26 protein-coding genes are annotated in these 25350 nt (G+C 40.2%); 17 read left to right on the forward strand and 9 right to left on the reverse strand.

The features are described from left to right. The first annotated feature begins 71 nt into the window (after positions 1–71). The 3 genes from FGM01_RS05260 (at position 72) to FGM01_RS05270 (ending at position 1971) form a co-directional block, all read left to right on the forward strand. Positions 72–482 carry a BrxA/BrxB family bacilliredoxin gene (locus FGM01_RS05260; protein WP_143410069.1) on the forward strand — a complete coding sequence of 137 codons (411 nt, stop codon included), beginning with the start codon at positions 72–74 and terminating at the stop codon, positions 480–482. Between the two features lie 93 nt (positions 483–575). Beyond that, positions 576–1307 (forward strand): lysophospholipid acyltransferase family protein, encoded by a 732-nt coding sequence (locus FGM01_RS05265; protein ID WP_143410070.1) that lies wholly within the window; start codon positions 576–578, stop codon positions 1305–1307. A 10-nt stretch (positions 1308–1317) separates the two neighbouring features. Further along, a complete protein-coding gene (locus tag FGM01_RS05270) occupies positions 1318–1971 on the forward strand; it encodes an HD domain-containing protein (RefSeq protein WP_143410071.1) in 654 nt (217 codons plus the stop codon). A gap of 2 nt (positions 1972–1973) precedes the next feature. Here the strand turns inward: FGM01_RS05270 and FGM01_RS05275 are convergent, their stop codons facing one another. The 9 genes from FGM01_RS05275 to FGM01_RS05315 form a co-directional block, all read right to left on the reverse strand. Then, the gene (locus FGM01_RS05275; RefSeq protein WP_143410072.1) at positions 1974–2756 is read right to left on the reverse strand and encodes an Fpg/Nei family DNA glycosylase; all 783 of its coding nucleotides are present in this window, start codon (positions 2754–2756) and stop codon (positions 1974–1976) included. Positions 2757–2800: 44 nt separating this feature from the next. After that, on the reverse strand, positions 2801–3874 hold the full coding sequence (locus FGM01_RS05280) for a PA0069 family radical SAM protein (protein WP_143410073.1): 1074 nt from the start codon (positions 3872–3874) through the stop codon (positions 2801–2803). Positions 3875–4049: 175 nt separating this feature from the next. Next, on the reverse strand, positions 4050–4832 hold the full coding sequence (locus tag FGM01_RS05285; protein ID WP_143410074.1) for an enoyl-CoA hydratase/isomerase family protein: 783 nt from the start codon (positions 4830–4832) through the stop codon (positions 4050–4052). Between the two features lie 4 nt (positions 4833–4836). Beyond that, on the reverse strand, positions 4837–6291 hold the full coding sequence (locus FGM01_RS05290) for a sensor histidine kinase (protein WP_143410075.1): 1455 nt from the start codon (positions 6289–6291) through the stop codon (positions 4837–4839). A gap of 41 nt (positions 6292–6332) precedes the next feature. After that, complete coding sequence (locus FGM01_RS05295) at positions 6333–6881, reverse strand: CopD family protein (protein ID WP_143410076.1); 549 nt, start codon at positions 6879–6881, stop codon at positions 6333–6335. Continuing rightward, positions 6881–9982, reverse strand: a complete 3102-nt coding sequence (locus tag FGM01_RS05300; protein ID WP_143410077.1) for a VPS10 domain-containing protein — start codon at positions 9980–9982, stop codon at positions 6881–6883. The genes FGM01_RS05295 and FGM01_RS05300 overlap by 1 nt, the downstream gene beginning before the upstream one ends. A gap of 58 nt (positions 9983–10040) precedes the next feature. Further along, a complete protein-coding gene (locus FGM01_RS05305; RefSeq protein WP_143410078.1) occupies positions 10041–11381 on the reverse strand; it encodes an MATE family efflux transporter in 1341 nt (446 codons plus the stop codon). Next, positions 11381–12415, reverse strand: coding sequence for a ferrochelatase (gene hemH, locus FGM01_RS05310; RefSeq protein ID WP_143410079.1), 1035 nt, complete (start codon positions 12413–12415; stop codon positions 11381–11383). The genes FGM01_RS05305 and hemH overlap by 1 nt, the downstream gene beginning before the upstream one ends. Before the next feature lie 90 nt (positions 12416–12505). Continuing rightward, positions 12506–13396: an AraC family transcriptional regulator gene (locus FGM01_RS05315; protein WP_143410080.1), complete on the reverse strand. Its 891-nt coding sequence runs from the start codon at positions 13394–13396 to the stop codon at positions 12506–12508. 202 nt (positions 13397–13598) lie between these two features. On the opposite strand from FGM01_RS05315, the gene hemA reads away from it, so the two are divergent. The 14 genes from hemA to FGM01_RS05385 all read left to right on the forward strand — a co-directional run bounded on the left by hemA (position 13599) and on the right by FGM01_RS05385 (position 25329). Continuing rightward, positions 13599–14855: a glutamyl-tRNA reductase gene (gene hemA, locus FGM01_RS05320; RefSeq protein ID WP_143410081.1), complete on the forward strand. Its 1257-nt coding sequence runs from the start codon at positions 13599–13601 to the stop codon at positions 14853–14855. Beyond that, positions 14852–15766, forward strand: a complete 915-nt coding sequence (gene hemC, locus FGM01_RS05325; RefSeq protein WP_143410082.1) for a hydroxymethylbilane synthase — start codon at positions 14852–14854, stop codon at positions 15764–15766. The genes hemA and hemC overlap by 4 nt, the downstream gene beginning before the upstream one ends. 7 nt (positions 15767–15773) lie before the next feature. After that, positions 15774–16424 carry a uroporphyrinogen-III synthase gene (locus FGM01_RS05330; RefSeq protein ID WP_143410083.1) on the forward strand — a complete coding sequence of 217 codons (651 nt, stop codon included), beginning with the start codon at positions 15774–15776 and terminating at the stop codon, positions 16422–16424. A 12-nt stretch (positions 16425–16436) separates the two neighbouring features. Further along, positions 16437–17462: a uroporphyrinogen decarboxylase gene (gene hemE, locus FGM01_RS05335; protein ID WP_143410084.1), complete on the forward strand. Its 1026-nt coding sequence runs from the start codon at positions 16437–16439 to the stop codon at positions 17460–17462. 51 nt (positions 17463–17513) lie between these two features. Next, positions 17514–17942, forward strand: a complete 429-nt coding sequence (locus FGM01_RS05340) for a DUF6973 domain-containing protein (protein WP_243735763.1) — start codon at positions 17514–17516, stop codon at positions 17940–17942. Positions 17943–17953: 11 nt separating this feature from the next. Beyond that, positions 17954–18856 (forward strand): oxygen-dependent coproporphyrinogen oxidase, encoded by a 903-nt coding sequence (gene hemF, locus FGM01_RS05345; protein WP_143410086.1) that lies wholly within the window; start codon positions 17954–17956, stop codon positions 18854–18856. A gap of 29 nt (positions 18857–18885) precedes the next feature. Continuing rightward, positions 18886–19875: a porphobilinogen synthase gene (gene hemB, locus FGM01_RS05350; RefSeq protein ID WP_143410087.1), complete on the forward strand. Its 990-nt coding sequence runs from the start codon at positions 18886–18888 to the stop codon at positions 19873–19875. Positions 19876–19946: 71 nt separating this feature from the next. Then, complete coding sequence (locus tag FGM01_RS05355) at positions 19947–20294, forward strand: hypothetical protein (protein ID WP_143410088.1); 348 nt, start codon at positions 19947–19949, stop codon at positions 20292–20294. 100 nt (positions 20295–20394) lie between these two features. Then, complete coding sequence (locus tag FGM01_RS05360; protein ID WP_143410089.1) at positions 20395–20871, forward strand: hypothetical protein; 477 nt, start codon at positions 20395–20397, stop codon at positions 20869–20871. A gap of 124 nt (positions 20872–20995) precedes the next feature. Further along, complete coding sequence (locus FGM01_RS05365; RefSeq protein ID WP_143410090.1) at positions 20996–22123, forward strand: CNNM domain-containing protein; 1128 nt, start codon at positions 20996–20998, stop codon at positions 22121–22123. Then, entirely contained in the window at positions 22104–22574 is a 471-nt protein-coding gene (locus FGM01_RS05370) for a methylated-DNA--[protein]-cysteine S-methyltransferase (protein ID WP_143410091.1), read from the forward strand. Before FGM01_RS05365 ends, FGM01_RS05370 begins: the two co-directional genes overlap by 20 nt. 91 nt (positions 22575–22665) lie before the next feature. Then, on the forward strand, positions 22666–23814 hold the full coding sequence (locus tag FGM01_RS05375; protein WP_143410092.1) for a serine hydrolase domain-containing protein: 1149 nt from the start codon (positions 22666–22668) through the stop codon (positions 23812–23814). Next, positions 23804–24520, forward strand: a complete 717-nt coding sequence (locus tag FGM01_RS05380; RefSeq protein WP_143410093.1) for a 3'-5' exonuclease — start codon at positions 23804–23806, stop codon at positions 24518–24520. The genes FGM01_RS05375 and FGM01_RS05380 overlap by 11 nt, the downstream gene beginning before the upstream one ends. A 131-nt stretch (positions 24521–24651) precedes the next feature. Then, positions 24652–25329 (forward strand): DUF4331 family protein, encoded by a 678-nt coding sequence (locus FGM01_RS05385; protein ID WP_143410094.1) that lies wholly within the window; start codon positions 24652–24654, stop codon positions 25327–25329. The last annotated feature ends 21 nt before the right edge of the window (positions 25330–25350 follow it).

Below are 25350 nucleotides of genomic sequence, written 5' to 3' on the forward strand. Positions count from 1 at the left end.
TGAGATACGCAAGCTGAACTTAATTTGGTATCTTTGTGCTTCAATAAAGTTTAATAAAAAAGAAATTATATATGTATCCAGCAGATTTAGTTAAACCAATGAGAGAAGATCTTACTAACATTGGATTTCAAGAATTACATACTGTAGAAGATGTGGAAAAAGCAATGAAACTAGAAGGAACAACTTTAGTAGTTGTGAACTCTGTTTGTGGATGTGCTGCAGCCAATGCACGTCCCGGAGCCAGAATATCTCTACAGAACGCTAAGAAGCCAGATAACCTGGTAACCGTATTTGCAGGAGTTGATAAAGAAGCTACTGAAAAAGCAAGAGATATGATGGTGCCATTCCCTCCATCTTCTCCTTCTATGGCATTGTTCAAAGATGGTGAGTTGGTTCATATGTTAGAGCGTCACCACATTGAAGGTCGCCCTGCAGAAATGATCGCAGAGAACCTGATTGGAGCTTATAACGAATTTTGCTAATACTTTTTATTTTAGCACATGAAACCACGCATCCTGCGTGGTTTTTTTATTCCTGATAACCTGAAATACTTATTTTTGTATTTTTAAATTAAGATGAAAAAAATTTTATCCTACCCCTTATCGGTTGTTTTCTATTTTTTCTTTTTCCTGAGCATGTTCATTTTCCACCCCATCCAGTGGATCTGTCTTAAATTAGGAGGTTACCAGGCTCATAAAAAAAGTGTCGACATCTTCAATTTCTTTCTATTGAAATGTCTGAATATTCTCGGAACTACCTTTACCATAGATAATGGCCATGATCTTCCTACAGACAGAACTATTATTTTCGTTTCCAACCACCAGGGAATGTATGATATTCCACCAATAATCTGGTATTTTAGAAAACACCACCCCAAATTTGTGAGTAAGAAAGAACTGGGAAAGGGAATTCCAAGTATCTCTTTCAATTTAAGGCATGGTGGATCGGTTTTGATAGACCGTAAAAATCGCCGGGAATCCCTGGTGAAAATGAGTGAATTCGGTGATTATCTTAGAGAAACGAAGAGATCTGCAGTTATTTTCCCGGAAGGAACCCGCAGCAGAACCGGTGCTCCTAAAGAATTCCGCAGAAACGGATTGCTCATGCTGTTCAAGAAAATTCCTGATGCCCTCGTTGTTCCTGTTACCATTAACAACTCGTGGAAACTTTTCAAACACGGTAATTTCCCGATAGACCTGGGCGTGAACGTACAGCTTAAAGTTCATGAACCTATAGAGGTTAATTCCATGGATGCAGAAAATCTTATCGCCAGGATAGAACGTACCATAATTGCAGATATTAAATAAGAATATTTTTATGCCCAATAGTAAGCTTGTTGAAAATACGATCGCGTTTGTAAAAAATACTCTCGAAGGAGCCGAAGGAGGTCACGACTGGTTTCATATTGAACGGGTCTTTAATAATTCGAGGTTGATCGCCGAAGGTGAAGAATCAAATCTTGAAATCGTGGAATTGGGCGCATTGCTTCATGATATAGCAGATTCTAAATTCCATAACGGTGACGAAACGGTAGGACCAAAAGTAGCATCAGATTTTTTAAGATCTCAGGGAGCTTCAGCAGAGATTATAAGTCATGTAATTAAAATCATCGAAAATATCTCTTTTAAAGGTGGGAATGAGGACCAGGAATTTACATCTACAGAGCTTGACATTGTACAGGACGCAGACAGGCTCGATGCTATAGGCGCCATAGGAATTGCCAGGTGTTTCAATTATGGTGGTTTTAAGGGAAGAGCGCTTTATGATCCTGAAATTGAACCCAACCTAAAAATGACCAAAGAAGAATACAAAGCTTCTAATGCTCCAACTATCAATCATTTCTACGAAAAATTATTGCTCCTGAAGGACAGAATGAATACCGAAACCGGCAGGAGGATCGCAGCAGACAGACATGCTTATATGGTAGGTTTTCTGGATCAGTTTTTCAATGAATGGAATGGAAGGCGATAATCTTATTTGATTTCCTGGCATTCAGGACAAAAATAGGTGCTTCTACCTCCTATTTTTATCATTTCAATTTTCCCCTTTCCATTAGGGCAGCTTTCTCCTTCAGTTCTATGCGTTCGTAAATATGAATCTGGAACCGGAACGCCCTCAGTTTTACATTTAGTGACCGTATCCAATATATTAACCATGTTTTTATACATGTTGTGCAGGTCTTTTTTATCCAGATTTTCTGATTTTGTTTTGGGATGAATGCCGCTTTGGAACAACATTTCATCAACATATAAATTACCCAGCCCTGCTATAAATGACTGATCTATCAGGGCGGTTTTCACATTCCCTTTCTTCTTTTCGAATAATTTATGGAAATCGCCTTTTTTAAGTCCGGTAGCATGCGGACCTAAATTCTGTTGATGCTTAAAAGCCGACATACTTTCTGTTAGAAACAGTTTTCCAAATTTACGGGGACAGATAAAAGACAGTTTACCTCCATTATCAAAAGTGAGAGTTAACTGTGCATGTTTATGCGTTTCATCGTGTTTAAAATAATCCAGTTTGCCGGTCATCCCGAAATGGATTACCAGAAAACCTTTCTTTTTCAATTCCACCAACAGATATTTACCTATCTGGGAGCTTGATATCAACTCGTTGCCAGAAAGGGTATCTACAAAATCTTTCTTTGGAGACTGGAATATTTTATCTGCTCCCGTTTCTACATTTACTATTTGCTGGTGCAAACTGGTGGATTCTAAATAGATTTTTTGATAGGCCACCTCTGGTAACTCGGGCATAATTTTTTGTTTTTAAGTTACTGAAATATCAGAAAAAACTAAAATCAAAAAAGTTTCATCTGTCCATCTTTGTACTCTTCGTGCAGTTTACAATTTAACTGAGGCTTTTTCCTGTCTTTCAGGTATAATCTCTTAGCTAGTTTAAACTGTTGCCGCACCTGATCTGCAAACTGCCCTTCACCTTTCATCCTGGTTCCAAACCTGCTATCGTTCAAACTACCACCGTGGATATTTTCAATTTGGTGGAGGACGCGTTCTGCACGATCTGGCATGGCTTTTTTGATCCAGTCTGAAAAGATCCCTCCAATTGAACCATTTAATCTTACAATGGTGTAGCCAACCCCCAATGCGCCCCGATCTGCAACTTCCTTCACCAATGCCAATATCTCGTGATTATTTATGGAAGGAATAATGGGCGCCATCATCACGCTAACAGGAATATTAGCCGAAGCCAGTTTTTCCACTGTTTCCAGTCTTTTTTTAATCGTCGCTGTCCTGGGCTCCAGGATCCTCCTGGTCTCTTCTTTCAGGGAAGTAATAGAAATATTCACATGCACCAGATTATCTGCAGCCAGTTCCCTGAGAATATCCATATCTCTCTGGATAAGGGCATTTTTTGTGATCATGCCAACGGGATGCCTGTATTTTAGAAAGGTTTGTAAAAGGGCCCGGGTTATTTTTAATTCTTTCTCAACTGGCTGGTAGCAATCTGTATTTCCAGAAAGTATTATTGGTAAGGCTTTCCAGGACCTGCTTTTCAATTTCTTCTCTAAAAGCTCTACTGCATTTCTCTTAACAAGGATCTTTTTTTCAAAATCCAGACCAGCACTATAACCCCAGAATTCATGCGAATTCCGGGCATAGCAATAGATACAACCATGCTCACAACCCTGGTAAGGATTCAGGGAAAAATCCATGCCCACATCGGGGCTGGTTACTTTGTTAATAATGCTTTTCGGAAAAGTCTCTATCATTGTGGTCCGGTGGTTTTCTGGTTCTTCTCCCTCTGTAGCACAATAATTTAGAAAATCAGCCCTGATTTCATGCCTGTGCTCATCAAACCGATTAGACACATTTTTTTGTGCGCCCCTTCCTTTAATATATTCCTCATTCGACATAAAGACAAAAATATGGAATATTTCCCAATAAAAGGATTTTATCCAAAGTGCTGAGAAAAGAAAAGACCAGAACTCTCTGAGTACTGGTCTTTTTAAATTTTTGCCTGCCTATCCCGAAATTCGGGGTTTAAGCTTACCTGCTTTAGAAAGCAAAGACCCTGAAAAAAGTGAAGCCTTATTTACCCGGGAAATCTGCCTTTCGCTTATTAAGAAATGCAGAAGTACCTTCTTTGAAATCGTCGGTTCCAAAGGAACGTCCAAAGGCATTAATTTCTACCTCGAAACCGTTAACGCCGTCTTCATAATTTGCATTTATCGCCCTGATCGCTTCAGAAACCGCTACCGTTGAATTTTTCATGATCTTCCCGGCAATTTTCGCAACGAAATCATGCAGATCGTCCAACTCCACCACATGATTTACCAGGTTATATTGCAGAGCCTGGTTGGCATCGATCATCCCTGCGGTCATGATCATTTCCATCGCTCGTCCTTTACCCACTAACTGCGGAAGCCGTTGTGTACCTCCATACCCCGGGATTACTCCAAGAGAAACTTCCGGAAGACCCATTTTTGCATTATCACTGGCAATCCTGAAGTGCGCTGCCATGGCTAGTTCCAGGCCACCACCAAGAGCAAATCCATTAACCGCTGCAATTACCGGCTTGGGAAAATTTGCCACGTAGTTAAATAGTTTTTCCTGACCATCTGCCGCAAGTCTTTTTCCTTCTTTAGGTGAATAATCTGCAAATTCACTTATATCTGCGCCGGCCACGAAAGCCTTTTCACCGCTTCCGGTTATGATCACGACTTTAACCTCATCATTTGTCTTAGCTGCCTTAAAAGCCTCGTGTAGCTCCTGTATGGTCTCCCGGTTGAGGGCATTCAGCTTTTTGGGCCTGTTTATGGTGATGGTTAGAATATGGTCTTCAATCTCTTCTAAAATGTTTTGATAGCTCATAATATTATTTTGGAAATCGTACGTTAAATATAGTTCCTTTATTCTGTTTAGAGACAAAGCTTATACTGCCATTATAGGTCTCTACAATGTTTTTTACCATGGCCAGACCAAGTCCCATTCCGCTGGATTTGGTCGTGAACTTAGGCTCAAATACCTTGGCTTTGTTCTCGTCTGAAATTCCTGATCCATTGTCTGATACGGATATAAGTACCGTTTCTTCTTCCTCTTCTACCATGACCATGATCCGCGGATCCTCCACATCTTTCAAAGCCTGGGTTGCATTTTTCACCAGGTTGGTTACTACCCTTATAAGTTGTGTTCGGTCAAACTTAGCCAGGATCTCTTCTTTATCACACTTGAATTCTATATAATTCTCGTTGAAAATATCGAGCGCAAGTTTTACGATCTTCGGAACATTCAAGACCTCGCTCTGTTGTGCCGGCATTTTTGCGAAATTCGAAAAAGCCGAAGCAATAGAACTCATGGTATCTATCTGGTTGATCAATGTTTTACTGTATTCATCAACTTTGTATTCAATTTCAGGATCATTCCTGTCAAAATTTCGCTGAAAACTTTGCACGCTCAGCCGCATGGGAGTCAACGGATTCTTGATCTCATGAGCCACCTGTTTGGCCATTTCGCGCCAGGCTTGTTCCCGTTCACTGGTAGCCAGTTTCACGGCAGATTCCTCGAGCTCATCGATCATACTGTTATATGCCGAAACCAGTGAATAGATCTCTTCAGTTGCGTTGGACAACTCTATCTTCTGGTTTCTTTTATCCAGTCTTGTTTGATTGATCTTTTCTGAAACTATCTTCAGGGATTTGGTAATATATTTTGAAAGGAAAAAAGATAAAATGATCGCGATAAGGAGCATGAATAGGTACACCTCTGCCATACGCACCAGGAAATTGTTGAGATCCCGGTTTAGCAAACTATCATCCTGCAAATAAGGCAAATATAATATTGCCAGGGGCTTGAATTTATGATCTGTTATATATGAATAGGAAGATTGGTATTTTTGCCCATTAACCTCTGTCTTTCTAAGGTATCTTTTATTGGCCGAAAGCATCAGTTTTTCGAGTATATCTGCCGAGATTTTTACCTGGGTGGTATCCTTAAAGAACGATTCATCAGATTTGATGATAAGATTTCCATCAAGGTCATAGATATGGATCTGCATTTCATGAACCTCGGCCATTTCATCGATCTTATTTCGTTCCTTGAAGATGGGTTCAAGATTTTCTGTATCTACTACATAAGTAGTGCTAGCCAGAACGAATTTTATGTTTTCAAGGATTGCCTTCTGTTTACGCTCCAGCCTTTCTTCATGATAATTTTCAGCTTCCTGCTTATATTGATAAACTGTAACCCCAAAGATAAGGATAGAAGCTCCCAGTACCAGTAAGATCATGGAGATGAAGATCCGGGTTCGTAAGGATAATTTAAGCAGTTTCATAATTGGCAGCTTGCCTCAATTGTTACAATTATCGCACCACATCAGGCATCTGGATCTTTAGCGCGGATTCTTTTATAGATTCTTATTCCTAACATCAACATAAGAGCCAGAACAAAAATACCTGCCACCCCGTAGATCCAGTTGATCGCATCCCTTACGATCACCAGGAAGACTACTGAAAACAAAATTAAAGTAGAACCCTCGTTCCATAAACGCATCTGGTTTGAGGTCCATTTTATTATATCCTGTTGAAGCTCTTTAAAAATAAGATGACATTTAAAATGATAAGCATATAGCAATACTACAAAACCCAGCTTTACATGCATCCAGGATTGTTGTAACCAGTCTGGAACCATCACCAGTAAAGTAATGGCAAAGATACTCGCCAGGATCGCCGAAGGCCAGGTAATTATAAACCAGAGCCTCCTGGTCATAAGTTTTAGCTGACGAATAAGAATACTCCTCTCAGGCTCTTCTTTCCCGCTGGCCTCGATCTGGTAGATAAATAGTCTTGGAATATAGAACAAACCTGCAAACCAGGTGATCACAAAGATGAGATGCAGGGCTTTTATGTAATTGTAATATTCCATTAATCTTCAGTCTCCACGAATAGATAATTCAATTCCAATTCGTTGAATTGATTATTAAAATCTTTTATCTCCTCTTGTAGCAGATTATCAAATTTATCCAACTCTTTATTTATTGCAGCGGTCAGCTCATTTTTAACTGCGATATCCTGGGTGGTTGGAGGAAAATCATCCATTCCTACCAGGCTATTCAGATGTGCCAGTTTATTGGTGAGTTTAATTGGAAAATTGAGAGGGTCCTGGTTACTTCTGTTTTTGGTCTGGTAAAGTGCGTTTTCGATCTCAGATAGTTGTTCACTTAATGTTTCAGCCTTTTCAAGCAAAGGCTGCACCTTGACATTTCCTTTATATTGCTTCTGAAAATCCTTTAACTGAGCATCGACCATTCTCATTTTCCGGATGCTTTTATGTGCTTTATCAACAGTGCTGTTAACGCTGCTGATAAATTCATACTGCTTCTGCATACCAGCAACATCCGCTTCGGCATTAGCATTTGGCAGGATGCTAAATTCTTCAGTTAATACCTCACCATCTACTTCCAGAACAACTTTATAGGTTCCAGGTACCGCCTGTGGTGCTTCGGTACTCGCCCACCATAAGATCATTCCATCCAGTTTTTCTGCACCTTCACCGCGCATATCCCAGTTATGCATATTAGCTCCAGGAGTTACCTCAAGCTTATTCCTGTCATCTGTGGTGCTGAAACTTTGAATAGTATCATTATCCTTGTTCAAATAACTAAGCTTTACTTCCTTATTTTCAGTTTCCTTTAGGTAGAAGTATGTAATAACCCCGGCAGGATGATTCTTTCCCGCTGTGAGCGATTTAGAAGAATAACCATCCATTCTATAACTATCCTTAGGTTTAAACAGAATATTCGAATTCTTAGTGTCTTTCTTTAACTGATGGATCAGGGTAAGATCATCAATGATCCAAAGGCTTCGACCCTGGGTTGCTACAATCAGGTTATTATCTTTAATGGTAAGATCTGTAATTGGAACAATCGGGAGATTCAGCTGAAATTGTTTCCAGGTTGATCCGTCATCAAAGGAAATATACATTCCGGTTTCGGTTCCGGCATAAAGCAATCCTTTTTGTTCTGGATCTTCTCGCAATACCCTGGTAAAATGCTCTGCCGCAATCCCATTAGTAATTTTTTTCCAGGACTTGCCAAAATCTGTGGTTTTGTAAAGATAGGGTACAAAATCACCCAGTTTATATCTGGTACCTGCAACGTAAGCAGTTCCCGCATCGAAAGCAGAGGGTTCTATACTATTGATCATCATCCATTCCGGCATTCCCTTTGGTGTTACATTCTGCCAGTTTTTACCTCCATCCATCGTTACATGGATCAATCCGTCATCACTACCTGTCCAGATCACCCCTTCCTGTACCGGAGATTCTGCGGCAGCGAAAATTGTACTGTAATATTCTACGGAAGTATTATCCTGGGTGATAGGCCCGCCCGAAGATTTTTGCTTTGTTTTGTCATTCCGGGTTAGATCTGGACTTATCTCTTCCCAGCTCTCACCTTCATTGGTGGTAACATGAAGATGGTTGGAAGCAGTGTAAAGTTTGTCCGGATTATGTGGCGAAAAGAAAACAGGGAAATTCCACTGAAACCTGTATTTAAGGTTTTCTGCCCCATGTCCCATAGGATTGTCTGGCCATACACTAATACTTCTAACTGTTCCCGTTTCATGGTTATATCGTGTAAGAAACCCGTCATAGCTGCCTCCATAAACAATTTCACTATTCTCGGGGTCAACGGCTATATGGGCGCTTTCACCACCCGCTGTAGGTTCCCAGTCGTTTTCTCCTATACTCCCGCCTTCAGTTCTATGTTTGATCCTTACTGTAGAATTATCCTGTTGAGCAGCATATATCCGGTAAGGGAATGAATTATCTGTTGTAACCCTGTAAAACTGCGCAGTAGGCTGGTTATGGTAAGTACTCCAGGTTTCACCACCATCATAAGTTACCTGTGCCCCGCCGTCATCTCCCATGATCATACGATCAGGGTCATTTGGCGCGATCCAAAGATCATGATGATCTCCATGAGGAGCATTTGCGGCGGAAAATGATTTTCCTCCATCTGTACTTTTATGATAATTTACATTTAGCACATATACAATATCCTTATTTTTTGGATCTGCGTAGATACGGGTGTAATACCAGGCTCGTTGCCGTAGGCTGCGGTCATCATTGATCTGTTCCCAGCTTTCTCCTCCATCATCACTGCGGTAGACACCTCCTTTTTCTTTATTCTCTACGATAGCCCAGACTCTGTCACTATCTACCGGAGATACAGTAACCCCGATGATTCCCAAAGTATCTGACGGGAAGCCTTTATTTTTGGAGATCTCCTTCCAGTTTTCCCCGCTATCTGTACTTTTCCATAATGCCGAACCTTCTCCTCCACTGCTTAAACTGTAAGGAGTTCTTTGTACATTCCAGGTAGAAGCAAATAAGATCCTTGGATTATTTGGATCCATAATGAGATCTACCGCCCCCGATTGTGAGTTAGAAAAAAGAACTTTTCTCCAGTTTTTCCCGCCATCTGTAGATTTATATACTCCCCGCTCTTCAGTGGGTTTGTATATATTTCCCAGTACTGCAGCGTATACGGTGTTATAATCATCTGGATGTGTCACCATCCTTGCCACGTGCCTGCTTTTCTCAAGACCTGCCTTATTCCAGGTTTTTCCGGCATCTTCCGTTTTCCATATTCCGTAGCCGGAAGAGACATTACCGCGTACGGTTTTCTCTCCACCACCCACATAAATCACGTTGGGATCACTCTTGGCAACTTCGATAGAACCAATAGATCCACCAAAATATCCATCTGATAAATTTTCCCAGCTACGCCCACCGTTTTCAGTTTTCCAGACACCCCCACCGGCGGCACCAAAATAAAACAGGTTAGGTTTACCGGGCACTCCGGTTACGGCAGCACTACGACCACCTCTAAAGGGACCGATTAACCGATACTCGAGAGCATCATACAGTTTTTCATCATAATTCTGAGCGCTTAACTGGTCTGTAAAAAGGCTGCTAAATAGCAGGCAGACACATATGCTTAAATGCAGTAATCTCTTATTCATTTGGATCTGGGTTGAAAAAGTTTTAAAGATAAGGATTTAAGTGAATTTTCAAGAGGGCTTATTTCAGGGTTCTAACTATCTCGCGGTTCAGAAAATATGCGGTAATAATGGTAGACAATAAATCTGCAATAGGAAAAGAGATCCAGACCCCGATCTCTCCGTAATAATAGGGTAAAATCAGTATAAGCGGGATAAATATAAAACCCTGCCGGGACAAAGTGAGCAGGAAAGCGGGCACAGCTTTACCTATCGCCTGAAAATACGCTGCTCCAATCAGCTGAATAGTTACAATCGGGATCGCCCCGAAGACCCAGCGCATTGCATCTGGTGTTTGTGCTATGATAGATTCTTCATTGGTAAATACTTTTACTATTTCCGGGGCAAAGAACATAATCCCCAGAAAAATGAGCAGCCCCATTATGGAAGCATAAAGAATTGCTGTATTTATGCTTTTTCTTACCCTGGAGTACTTTGCCGCGCCGTAATTAAAACCGGCTATAGGAAGAAATCCCTGGGTTACTCCCAGAACGGGAAACAAAGCGAACATGAGCATCCTCGCGATAATGGCATATACGGTCACAGAATCTTCTCCACCAAGGTCAAACAAAATATTGTTCATTAACAGGTAAGTGACACTTACCACTGCCTGCCTGGAAAGAGTGACCGCACCTAGTGAAGAGATTTCCTTTAAAATTGGCAGGTTTAGACTAAAATGTGAAACACTGATCTTTAATTCAGAATTTTTTGAAAGAAAGAACCAGATAATATAGCCAAGGCAAAGCACATAAGATGCGGTAGTTGCCAGGGCCGCTCCCTCCATTCCCATATTCAGCTGATTTATTAGAATATAGTCCAGGATCAGGTTCCCTACAGATGGAATGATCATAGCGATCATGGCAAATCTAGGCTTTCCCTCTGCCCTGATGACGTTATTCCCCATCATGGCCAGCGCCAGGAATGGCACCCCGCAGAGTACAATGATATAGTAGATCCTGGCGGGATCAAAAATTTCTCCTTTACCCCCAAAGGCCGGGATTAAACTGTCTACAAAGAGTAGTCCTGGAATCACCAGTACAGTAGAAAGCAAAATGGTAAGCGTTATTTGGTTGCCAAAGGTCTTTAATGCCTTAGTCCTCTCGTCGGCACCAAGAGCCCTGGAGATAATAGAAGATCCACCAATCCCGATGGCCATCCCCAAAGCGGCTATAAAAAAAGAAACCGGCAGTACCACATTAATAGCCGCTATGGCAATTGGTCCTATCCAGTTTCCAACAAATATAGTATCTACAAGAATATTAAGGGACATCACCAATATTCCTATAGAGGCTGGAACAGCTTGCTGGATGAGCAGCTTTCCTATAGGTTTTTCACCCAGCTCCTTAGAGTTTTTGACATTCATTATGCCTCGACCGGCGTTTGATGAGCCCACTCATCAATCCATCTGGAAAGTACTTTCACCCATTCTTCACGGTCATTCAGGCAGGGAACCACGGTAAATTTTTTACCTCCAACCTCGTGAAAGATTTCTTCACCTTCCATGGCGATCTCCTCCAGTGTTTCCAGGCAATCTGAAACAAATGCCGGGGTGACGATAGCAAGGTTCTTCATTCCCTGTTTTCCAAATCTTTCGATAGTTCGGTCTGTATATGGTTTTAGCCATGGGTCGAAACCTAATCTGGACTGGAAGGAAACACTATACGTGTTAGGTTTCATTTCTAAATATTCTGCTACTAATCTCGTGGTCTCATAGCATTGGTGGCGATAACAGAACTGATGGGCGGTAGATGCCGACTGGCAACAGGAGCCATCTATTTTACAATGCGAGTTAGTAATATCACTTTTTCTTATATGTCTTTCCGGGACTCCGTGGTACGAAAAAAGAATGTGTTCGTATTCCTTATCTATCAGGGTTTCGTCTATACTGTTGGCAAGAGTCCTGATATAATCCGGGTGATTATAAAAAGGAGGCACCGTGGTAAAGCTCATTTCGGGAAAATGCTTTTTCCGGAGTTCTTCGGCCAGCACCAGAATAGTTTCAGTAGTCGCCATGGCGAACTGTGGGTATAACGGGAATAGCAATACCTCATCCACTCCTTTATCATGCAATTCCTGTAAACCCTGAAGGATACTCGGGGTTCCATACCTCATCGCCAGAGCAATGGGAACAGAAGTATTATCATCTATCTTAGACTGCAATCTTTCTGAAAGTACAATAAGAGGTGAACCTTCTTCCCACCAGATCTTCTGATAAGCCTCGGCAGATTTCTTTGGCCTGGTATTCAGGATGATTCCCTTTACCAGCAAAGTTCTGGCCCAGTAAGGAACATCTATCACACGCTCATCCATCAGGAATTCACCAAGGTATTTTTTAACGTCTTTGGGGTTTGTACTATCCGGTGAACCCAGATTTACCATCAATACGCCTTTGCTCATAATTTTTCTTTTTCAACTCAAAAATAATAATCTGTATCAAACCTGAATCTTCTTTTCAATTAGAGTTTTCTATGGTTAGATAATAGCAGATCAATTTACTGAAAGTGTATATTTCTTCGGGGTGGTCCCGAATTTCTTTTTAAAGCCGGCAATAAAATGACTGGCAGTACTGTAACCAACCTTCAGGCCTACTTCGTTTACATTATATTCTCCCGTTTCCAGCAATTTACGGGCATATTCCATTTTGTAGTCAAAAAGGAAACTATATACCGAATCTCCGTAGATCTGCTTAAAGCCCTCTTTTAATTTTTTCAGACTTAGACCAATTTCATCTGAGAGTTCCTGTAATGAAGGTGGTTCAGCCATCCTGGCAATCACAATATCCTTAGCCTTTCTTATTTTTTTAATATTCTCTTCATCGCTTAAAAAGGGACATTGTTCCAGGTCTGGATTTTCTGCTTTATTAAAATAGAGGCTTAATAATTCAAAAGCCTTGGCTTTGAAGTACAGGTTTTTAATACTAGGCGTTAGGTTGAAATTCATTAACTGATTAAGCACCACCGCCATAGAAGGTGTAATTGGAGCGTCTTTATAGTATTTCTTATCCTTATTATCTGAACTCAGAAAAGTGATATAATCTGCCTCCTGAGAAAATAAAGCATGAAATTTTTTTATGGAAATTACCAGCGAGATCAGCCAGGATTCAGAGGCCAGGGAGACATTTAGCGGCAGGTCCTGTTGAGGATTATACAGCAGCAAAGAATTTTCTTCTGCCAGCGGTAATTCATAGTTTCCATTATTAAATAGAAACTTGCTCCCACCTTTCACATTAAAGTGAAATTGAATAAAACTATTATCTATATCCCTGGACATCAGCTTATCTTCTGAAGTATCATTCTGAAACTTCAAAATGAAAAAACCATCTTCTATCTTAATTTCCTCAGAGATACTTACAGCGTTATTTTTTAAGTGATCTTCCATAGATTTCATTTTTCATTTATTTAGAATCAATCTAAACTAATTCTTCTATACACTCTATCATTACTACAAAAGTAGGGCATTTTCATATTTCGGGAGCGAATTTCATGATAATTATCATCTATCGACACATTTAGTGCCTCCAGCGTTATTTTTTCATTTAACCTTACCTTAATTTTGCACCCGTGTCCACCTAAACTGATGCATGGAAGATTATCACATTTCTAAAGGAAAGCACTTTTATACTATAGGATTAAGCTACAAGAAAGCTGATGCTGAGATCAGAGGTCATTTTAGCCTTACTGAAGAAGGCAAGCAAAGACTTCTTGTACAGGCTAAAGATGAAGGGATCGATGGTATTTTAGTGACTTCTACCTGTAACCGAACTGAAATTTACGGTTTCGCCCAACACCCATTTCAGCTCATCAAATTGCTTTGCGAGCATACTCACGGTACTGTGGAGGAGTTCGAAAAAGTGGCTTACGTCTATAAGAACAAACAGGCGATTTCGCATATCTTTAAGGTAGGAACCGGGCTGGACAGCCAGATCCTGGGAGATTTCGAGATCATTAGTCAGCTCAAGGTAGCTTTTGTAAGATCAAAGAAGCTAGGACTGGTAAATGCTTTTTTGGAAAGACTGGTGAATGCCGTGATCCAGGCGAGTAAACGAATTAAAAACGAAACAGAGATCTCCAGTGGTGCAACTTCAGTATCCTTTGCCTCTGTACAGTATATTTTAAAAAATGTGGAAGATGTTTCTGAAAAGAACATACTTCTTTTCGGGACGGGTAAGATTGGTAGAAATACCTGTGAAAACCTTATAAAACATACCCGCAATAATCATATCACCTTAATCAACCGTACCAAGGATAAGGCCGAAAAGATAGCCGGCAAGTTCAACCTTATTGTAAAGGACTACGCAGATCTGCAGGCAGAAATACGCAATACAGATATTCTTATAGTTGCGACAGGTGCACACAATCCTACGATCTCGAAAGAACTCATCTATCCAAAAAAAGAACTCTTAGTACTGGATCTCTCCATTCCTAAAAATGTTTCAGACGATGTTCAGGATCTTGAAAACGTAAAACTTATCCATCTGGATCATCTTTCACAAATGACCGATGAAACCCTGGAGCGCAGGAAACAATTCATTCCGCAGGCGAAAGAGATCATTAATGAAGTGGAGAACGAATTCAATCAATGGCTGGAAACCAGGAAATTTGCTCCTACAATTAAAGCTTTAAAGAAAAAGCTTAAGATGATGAAAGAAGATGAACTTAACTTTCAGCGTAGAAAAATATCTGACTTTAATGACGAGCAGGCAGAAATCGTTAGTAACAGGATCATACAAAAGATCATGAAACATTTTGCCAATCATTTAAAGGAAGACAGCGAAACCACAGATGAAAGCCTTGAATTAATTCAGAAGGTTTTTCAACTGGAAGAAGTTAGCAAATGAGCAAAATAATAAGAATAGGTACCCGCGACAGCGAATTAGCGCTTTGGCAGGCCAGAACCGTTCAAAATGCTCTGGAAAAAACAGGCCATAAATCTGAACTGGTTCCGGTAAAATCCACCGGCGATCTAAACCTGGATCAGCCATTATATGAAATGGGAATTACAGGTATTTTCACCAAAACCCTCGATGTTGCTATGATCAAAGGAGAGGTGGATATTGCGGTACATTCCATGAAAGATGTCCCTACGGCCTTACCCAAAGGTATCGTGGAAGCTGCGGTTATGAAAAGAGCGAGCAATAAGGATATCCTTGTTCATAAAGGGACAGAATTCCTGGAAAACGGAGTTGGAACTATCGCTACAGGTAGCCTGCGACGCAAAGCGCAGTGGTTACATAGATACCCAAACCATAAGGTAGTGGATCTTCGCGGGAATGTAAATACCCGTATGCAGAAGCTGAAAGATAATGATTGGGATGGAGCCATTTTTGCTGCGGCCGGTCTGGAAAGAATAGATTTGAAACCTGAGAATTTCCTAGATCTAAACTGGATGATCCCGGCTCCCGCACAGGGTGCTATGCTCATCGTAGCTAATGAAAAAGACACCTACTGCCGGGAAACAATTGCTTTATTAAATCATAGGGAATCTGAGATCTGTGTGCATATAGAACGCGAATTTCTTAAAGTTCTCGAAGGCGGTTGTACTGCACCAATTGGAGCATTGGCCAGAATAGTAGACAATGAGGTCTATTTGAAAGGAGCCTTATTTAGCCTGGACGGAACGAAAAAGATAGAGGTAGATAAAAAAACACCAGTTTCACAGGTTGAAAATTTTGGGAAAGAAGCTGCACTGGAAATTTTGAATAAAGGAGGAAAGGAATTGATGGCTGAAATTAAAACGGTACTTAAATAGCTGAACAATGCCTACTGTTCTTTCCACCAAAAAGCTCGCCCTGAATCAAAAAGAATTACTGCTCAATAGCGGAATTGGTATAGTGGAATATGATGCAATTTCAATTGAATTTATTGATTTTCAATTGGAGAGTCTTGAAATTGAATATGCAATTTTCACCAGTAAAAATGCGGTAAAGGCTGTGGAAGGAAAGTTAACTTCTGCTACAAAGTGTTTTTGTGTAGGTGAGAAAACTTCGGCTTATGCCAGGGATATAGGCTTTCAAGTCTTGGAACAGGCTGATAATGCCAGTAAGCTTGCAAATATCCTGATTCAAAAATACAGAAATGGTAAATTTCATTTTTTCAGCGGGAATAAACGCAGGGAAGAATTACCGGCATTGCTAAAAGAAAATAATATTGCCTTTGCAGAAACAAAGGTTTACAATACGCATTTGAATAAAAGAGAATTTAAATCTCAGTTTGACGGTATCTTATTTTTTAGCCCAAGCGCCGTCATAAGTTTTACCGCCACAAATAAACTTGAAACAAAGGCATTTTGTATTGGAGAAACTACAGCCTCAGAAGCCAGAAAACATACAGATAAAATTATCGTGGCAAACAAACCGGGCATTGAAAACGTCATCGCCAAAGTTGTTGCGAATTTAAAGAACCATTAAATACACCAGGAAATGATAAAGAACGACCTGTTTATAAAAGCATTAAAAGGAGAAACTGTAGAGCGTCCACCAGTTTGGATGATGAGACAGGCCGGGAGATATTTGCCCGATTTCATGAAGCTAAAGGAGAAATATGATTTCTTCACCCGGTGCAGGACTCCCGAGCTTGCCACCGAGATCACCGTAATGCCTATAAGACAGGTTGGACCCGATGCAGCAATTCTTTTTAGTGATATTTTAGTGGTACCGCAGGCTATGAATATCGAGGTTGAAATGAAACCCGGGGTGGGCCCATGGCTGCCAAATCCTGTAAATACTGCAAAAAAGGTCGAAGAAGTTATAGTTCCAGATGTAAATGAAGAATTGGATTATGTTTTTGAAGCCATCAAACTCACTAAACAGGAACTGAATGATGAAGTTCCATTAATAGGTTTTGCAGGTTCCCCATGGACGATCCTTTGCTATTGTGTGCAGGGACAGGGCTCTAAAACATTTGATAAGGCAAAAAGATTTTGTTTTATGGAGCCTATTGCAGCTCATACATTATTACAGAAGATAACCGATACTACTATTGCCTATTTAAAACAGAAAGTAAAAGCCGGGGTAGATGCCATTCAGCTTTTTGATTCCTGGGGTGGTCTTCTGGAACCTAAAGATTACCAGGAATTCTCCTGGAAATACATGCAGCAGATCATTGATGCCCTGAAAGATGAGGTGCCTGTGATCGCCTATGGTAAAGGTTGCTGGTTCGCACTAAAGGAAATGTCTCAATCTGGAGCTTCTGCATTGGGCGTTGACTGGACCTGTGAAGCAAGAAATGCAAGGTACCTAAGCGGTGGACAGATCACCCTGCAGGGGAATTTTGACCCTGCAAGATTGTACTCCAAACCAATCGAAATTAAATACATGGTGAACGATATGATCAAAGCATTTGGCAAAGATCGATATATCGCCAACCTGGGGCATGGAATCCTTCCGGATATTCCGGTGGATAATGCCAGGGCATTTGTAGATACCGTAAAGGAATACAGGGAATAGGTGTTAATCTGGAAGAGGCTGAAATGTTTAGGAATAAGGCAATTTTTAAAATTGTCTGGATTCTTCATCAAAAAGCCACAATATATTCTTCCAGCATTTAAAGCAACTGAAAAAACGCTAAAGGTCTGTGATCAAAAATTCGGGAATGAACATCATCTGGATAACCAGGCGAATGCTTACAGGCATGCCCTCTGGAATTTTCTTTTGAGTGATAGTTTTTATAAAGTATCCGGCTCGATGGATAAGGCTGTTTTTTTGAGTAAAATGATCACCGATCTACATGAAGAAATATTTCCGAATTCAGCATTATCCAGGATGATGGATCTTCATAATAATAAAATTGGAAGGAATCTGTTCTTTAAAGATAAGGATATGGATATCATCTTGTGTCTCGAACAGATGGTGAAAGATGCCAGGAAAGTTAATTCTGAAAAGGATCTCAGGAACCTCAAGGATCAACTGGTATATTTAAAAGATTGAAAATAGAATAAATGAAGAAACGTTTTTACGCATATATACAGGAACTTCAGGACAGGATAACCTCGAAACTTGAGGAAGTAGATGGCAAGGCCAGTTTTCAAGAAGATATCTGGAAAAGAGAAGAAGGCGGTGGCGGCAGAACCCGGGTTATTGAAAACGGAAATGTTTTTGAAAAAGGCGGAGTCAATATTTCCGCGGTTTATGGCCCTTTGGCACCAGCAATGCAGCAATATTTTAAGGTTGGAGATGTTGATTTTTTCGCCTGTGGGCTGAGCCTGGTATTACATCCCAAAAATCCCATGGTACCAACGGTTCATGCGAACTGGAGGTATTTTGAAATGTATGATAAGGACGGGACGGTGATAGACCAGTGGTTTGGTGGTGGCCAGGATCTTACGCCCTACTATTTATTTGAAGAGGATGCAAAACATTTCCACAAGGTATCCAAAAAAGCATGTGATCCACATGGATTCTCTTTGTATACAGATTACAAACAGAAATGCGATGAATATTTCTGGAACGCCCATCGTGATGAAGCGAGAGGAATTGGCGGTCTTTTCTTTGATTATCTTAAAGGGGACAGCCATATGAAGATCGAAGACTGGTACGACTTTGTAACAGATGTAGGAGATTCTTTCCTGGAAGCTTATGTTCCTATCGTGGAAAAACGTAAAGATTTACATTATACCAAAGAGCAAAGAAACTGGCAGGAAATAAGACGGGGCCGTTATGTGGAATTCAATCTGGTTCACGATAAAGGCACTCTATTTGGTTTAAAGACCAATGGCCGTATTGAAAGTATTTTAATGAGCCTGCCACCTCATGTTCAATGGGTTTATGATCATCATCCCGAACCGGGAACGCAGGAAGATAAACTTCTGCAGGTACTAAAAAAACCAGTTTCATGGCTTTAACATGAAAGCCGATTTAAACTTAAAAACATATGTATCCATTAAGACGAAACCGCCGACTAAGAATTAATGAATCTATAAGATCTCTGGTAAGAGAAACTGTCATTTCTCCTAATGATTTTATTGTGCCCCTGTTTATTGTTGAAGGGAAAAATATAAAAGAGGAGATCGCTTCTATGCCGGGTTACTACAGGTATAGTCTGGACCTGATCAAAAACGAGATCAGGGAGTTATGGAGCCTCGGGCTTAAATCTGTGCTGCTTTTCGTAAAAGTTCCTGAAGATCTTAAAGATAATTCAGGGAAAGAAGCATTAAATCCAGACGGATTGATGCAACGTGCTATTAAAACGGTTAAGGAAGTCGCTCCGGAAATGCTGGTAATGACAGATGTTGCCCTGGATCCCTATTCACAATATGGGCATGACGGGATTATCTCAAATGGCAAAATTCTTAATGACGATACTACCGCAGTACTTGCAGAAATGTCTCTGTCTCATGCCAGGGCTGGTGCAGATTTCGTTGCTCCCAGCGACATGATGGACGGGCGTATCTTCGAAATAAGAAGCCTTCTCGAAGATGAGGGTTTTCACGAAACCGGCATAATGAGTTATTCCGCTAAATATGCTTCCGCTTTTTACGGACCTTTCAGGGATGCGCTGGATTCTGCTCCTGTAGAAGCTCAAAATATTCCGCGTGATAAAAAAACTTACCAGATGGATCCTTCCAACCGCGATGAAGCGATAAGGGAAACTTTGATGGATATCGATGAAGGTGCCGATATAGTTATGGTAAAACCTGGATTGTGTTATCTGGATATCGTCAGAGATATTAAAAATACGGTTAATGTTCCGGTTGCGGTTTACCAGGTAAGTGGTGAATATGCCATGATCAAAGCCGCTGCGGAAAAAGGATGGTTAAATGAGGATGCCGTAATCCTGGAACAGTTAACGGCGATAAAAAGAGCAGGAGGAGATATGATCGCTTCCTATTTCGCCAAAAAAGCCGTCAAATTAATCTCCTGATATTCTGAAAAATATAACTAAATTTTTCACCTGCGAATTGCTTTTCTAGCTACGTTTACCGAGTGAAAGATTTGAGATTATTTTCGGTTCGTTTCTGGCTGTTGCAGTTGATTTTGCTCACTGCAGCAAATAATGCGTTTGCAGAAATGCAAAAGGTTCCAGACCTGGATTCGAGGCATGGTGAATTCTTTATTATTTCTCAAAATGAACTGGCGGTTATTTTTGAGATCGCAGGAAGTGAATTCACTGTTGCGCCCTCCAATAAGATTAATAACAATACCACAATTAAACTCTCCTCTTTTGAGTTTAATCAGGGCCAGACATTAAATCCATTCAACAGATTATCATTTTCAGGTTTCCAGCTGGATCATAAGATTCGATTGGAAAGCCAGATATATCCATTTCATTTTTTTTGGTAAAGGCGTAATTGATCCTGGCTTCATTAAGCCCGGTTTTACCCCGGTGAACTAATACCGGGGTAGTTTACAATGTTACAATCACTTAATCATTAAAAAAAAAATGGATAAATCCTCAATTTTGATCGGAACCCTCTTATTTGCATTGTTCATGTTCCCGATCTTTTATATTATTATTTTTCAAAAAACCAAAGAGGCAGGAATCAGAAAGAAACTGAATAAAGTTGCTTCCTCAAACAATTTAAAACTCGATAAGTTTGAAACTTTTGGTCATTTGAGCCTGGCCCTGGATAGCACCTCTAAAAAATTGCTGGTGTATGATTCATTCACTTCAGTAGAAATCCGGATTATAGATCTCAGGAAGGTGAGCAATATTCAACTTTCCAAGATACTTCATCCTGGAAGGTCTAAAAAGGAGCGTATCATTCATTTAGGTTTACAGATAGTAGATTTCAGCAGTTCAGACATTACCGAGATCATCTTCTATGATGAGGATGATTATGAGAGTACAGATGCCGAAATCAGGTTAAATGATGCCCGGAAATGGGATGCTCTTTTAAAGCAGAATCTGGTCACTTAAACCGATAACCCCTTTTTTTCTTCAGCCTTCTTATAACAGAGAAGGCTTTTTAATTTCCTTTTATCATTTCTTTTTAATAAAATGCTTTCAGAATACATAAATTAGCCAGTCTAACAGTAAGTTTATGGGCTTATTAATAACTTTTGCAGTCATTTCGATCTTCTTTTCATTTCTGTGCTCTATTCTTGAGGCAGCATTGTTAAGTATTACTCCTTCTTATATAAAGATCAAGAAAAAAGAAGGCAAACAGTATGCGAAGATACTTGCGCACTTAAAACAGGATATTGATAAACCTCTTATTGCGATCCTCACGATCAACACCATATCTCACACTGTAGGGGCTATCCTTGTAGGAGTCCAGGCAGAAAAAACTTTTGGCGATGGCGGGAACGCTGTCGGGATCGTTTCGGCCATTATGACTATGGCTATTCTGGTCCTTTCAGAAATTATACCCAAAACGATCGGGGCAACCTACTGGCAATCCTTAGGCAATTTTACAGCCAAGACCTTAAACATCATGATCTTCCCCTTGAAATACACAGGTATTTTATGGTTAATGATGCTTACTACTAAATTGATCGGGAAATCTGCACATGTGACCTCCATGAGTAGGGAAGAATTTGCGGCGATCACAGATGCTGCGGAAGAAGAAGGTGTTTTCGAAGAAAGCGAAACCACGGTTATCAAAAATTTACTGGTTTTTAAATCTGTTGAAGCCAAGGATGTGATGACCCCGTTTTCAGTAGCGATTACCGAAGATGAAAGTATGTCGCTAAAGGATTTCTATCAAAACCACCGAAATCTTAAATTTTCCAGGATCCCGGTTTATAAGGATAAATCGAACAATATTTCCGGTTTCATTTTAAAGGACGATGTTCTGGAAGAGGTAATTGATGAAAAAGGACACCAGTCGCTTAGCGATATTAAAAGAGATATCCTGGTGACTAAAGACAATACCCCGATCCCTGAACTTTTCGAGATCTTTGTACAAAAGCGTGCTCATATTTCCATGATTGTAGATGAATATGGAAACGTAACCGGGATCGTTACCATGGAAGATATTATCGAAACCCTACTTGGACTGGAGATCATGGATGAGAGTGACAGTGTGGAAGATATGCAAATGCTGGCCAGAAAGAACTGGGAAAGAAGAGCCAAGAGACTTGGACTTATCCAGAGAAAGCAGGATCAGGAAATGGAAAATGAAAGCACTCCAGACCAGAAAGAGACCAATGAAAAAAGCGAGAATTGAAACTCCGCTGGGCATTGCAGAAATTACCGGCGATGCTGAAGGAATAATTTCTGTAAAAGTTCTGGACGAGGGGAAGATCACCAAAGAGATTCCCGGTCTACTTAAGGATGCTGTTCAACAGCTTCAGGCTTATTTTGAAGGGAAATCAGAGAATTTCAATCTGCCTTTAAATCCCCGGGGAACAGAATTCCAGAAAAGAGTATGGAATGAGCTACAAAAAATACCATACGGAACAACTACCTCATACCTTAAATTAGCTCAAAAGCTTGGAGACGTAAAGGCTATTAGAGCAGTTGCTTCGGCAAACGGAAAGAACCCTCTGTGGATTATTATTCCATGCCATCGGGTCATTGGTACAGATGGATCCCTTAGGGGATATGCAGGTGGTCTATACCGAAAAAAATGGTTGCTAGATCATGAAAACCCTCCCTTACAACAAAGCCTCTTTTAAAAGGTTTTTCTTCATTTTTAAAGCTGCGGCTGGATAAGGGTCTTAGTTTATAAACAAATTATGGTAGATTATACTATCAAAATATTTACGAATGAAAAGATTCATTAAAGTCATACTTATTGTTCTGGGTTTTTTACTGCTAGCATCTGTCGTGTTGTACACCTTGGGCTATGGTTATATTTTCAAAGCGATACGAACTACTTACCTCACCGGCCATAAAACCGCCTTTATAGACGATTATAAGTATTTTGAGAACCGTACTATCAAAAATTCTGATAGTATCGCCACGTGGCCTCTACATAAAGACTATAACAGAATAAGAGCGACCTCTACCCTGGATAGTTTGCATAAGGAGCTGGAAACAGCTGCATTTTTAATTATTAAGAACGATAGTATCTGGTACGAGAATTACTATCACAACTACGACCATCGCTCCAGGACCAATTCTTTTTCCATGGCGAAGAGCATTGTCACTGCACTTATGTTTAAAGCCATACAGGAAGGATACCTCGAAAACATTGATCAGCCGGTAGCAGATTTTTATCCGAAATTTGATAGCCGTCTTACCATAGGAGATCTTTCTTCTATGGCTTCAGGATTGAACTGGAATGAGAATTATTACAATCCTTTTGCTTCGACCGCAAGAGCATATTTTGATGACGATCTCAGGATGCAGGTTCTAGATCTGGAGGTTACCGGGCAACCCGGGGAAGAATTCAAATATCTTAGTGGAAATACGCAATTACTGGGAATGGTCATAGAAAAAGCAACGGGAAAAAGCCTGAGCAGCTATCTCAGCGATAGTTTCTGGAAACCTATGGGTATGAATGATGATGGTCTCTGGCAAATAGATAGTAGAGAAGCTGGCATGGAAAAGGCCTATTGCTGTATATCCAGTAATGCCCGTAATTTTGGAAAATTCGGGAAGCTTTTTATTAATCACGGGAAATGGAATAATCAGCAATTACTGGATTCTGCTTTTATTGCTAAGGCATCCAAACCAAGGTTCAAAGAAACTCCTCATTATGGTTACGGTTTCTGGTTAAGTGATCATCTTGATAAAGAGATCTTCTATATGCGTGGTGTTTTAGGCCAGTACGTTATAATCATTCCAGAGGACGATCTGGTCATTGTTAGACTCGGAAGAAAATTAATTCGCAGCACCAATGGCGATAAACACTATAAGGACTTTTATATGTATATTGATGAAGTATACAAAATGTTAGATCATGCTTCATAATTTAAGTCTGGAAAATATCCTGTTTCTGGATATTGAAACCGTACCTGAATTCAGGAATTATTCTGAAATGAGTGAAGAAAAGAAATTGCTCTGGGCAGAAAAATCAAAATATCAGCGAAAGGATGATTATTCGCCGGAAGAATTCTATGAGCGTGCAGGTATCTGGAGTGAATTTGGAAAGATCATCTGTATTTCTGCAGGATTTTTCAGTCTTAAGAACGGTAGTAGAAATTTCAGAATAACCAGCTTCAAGGGCGCAGAAGAAAAATTATTGAGCGAATTCACTGCTCTTCTGGAAAAGCATTTTTACCAGCCCCACCATTTATTATGTGCACATAACGGTAAGGAATTTGATTTTCCCTATATCGCCAGGAGAATGCTCATTCATAATATGAAACTTCCCTCCAAATTAAATCTCTTCGGAAAAAAGCCCTGGGAAGTTCCACACCTGGATACCCTTGAGCTATGGAAATTTGGTGATTACAAACATTTCACTTCCCTCAAACTACTTACAAATGTTTTAGGAATCCCATCTCCTAAGGAAGATATAGATGGATCCATGGTTCGTGAAGTGTATTACGAAAAAGAAGATTTAAACCGGATCGTGGAATATTGCGAAAGAGATGTTGTGGCAATTGCACAGGTAATTCTGAGATTAAGACAGGAATCTCTTCTACGCGAAGATGAGATCACTTCTATCGATTGAATTGCTTTCAAAAATTCTCCAGTTAATTTGTTTAACAAAACCTTAACTACACTATAAAAACCACTCCCCTCTCATAAGGCGTAGATATAGCAGTTAAAAACAATAAAGTTTTTGATCTAAATATAAACCTTATGAAAAAAGTTAAGCTTTTCGCAGTTTTAGGAGTTGCTCTTTCCGCAGCAATTTTTATCGCGGCAGACCATGTAGATGCACCGGGAGTTGCAGGGTCCTCAGCAGATATTGCTGATTTCTACGCCTTTGAACCTACCACAGGATCCAGTAACACGGTATTTATTGTAGACGTACAGTCTAATGTATTACCAGATCTTACCTATGGAGCCTTTGATGAAGATGTGCTCGTGGAGATCAATATAGATCTTGATGGTGACCTGGTTGAAGACCGTGTCATTCAGGCTATACCACGTGACGGGATGATGTATTTCTTTGGTCCTTTCAGTCCAGAATCTACAGGTCTCAATAGCGAAGTTAATACCGACAGCGCTTTGGGAATGGTAGAAATTTCTTCTGCAACTGCAATCACCAGCACTACTTCTAACGGAGTTTCATTATTTGCCGGTCCAAGACAGGACGCATTCTATTTTGATTTTGTAAGATTCAACGAAGTAATTGCTCCTTCTCCAGAAGATAATTCAGGATTTAACGTGCCGGGTACAGATACGTTTGATGGAGCCAATACGCTTTCTATAGCAATGGAAATTCCAAACTCGTTACTTGGAACACCAACTGCACAAAATGTACTGGGAATTCCTGTATATAAAGCATGGGTTACAACTAACCGTAAACAATAGACTTTTAATTATATAATATAT

The sequence above is a fragment of the Christiangramia sabulilitoris genome (genome assembly GCF_007050985.1).
Lineage (GTDB): Bacteria > Bacteroidota > Bacteroidia > Flavobacteriales > Flavobacteriaceae > Christiangramia > Christiangramia sabulilitoris.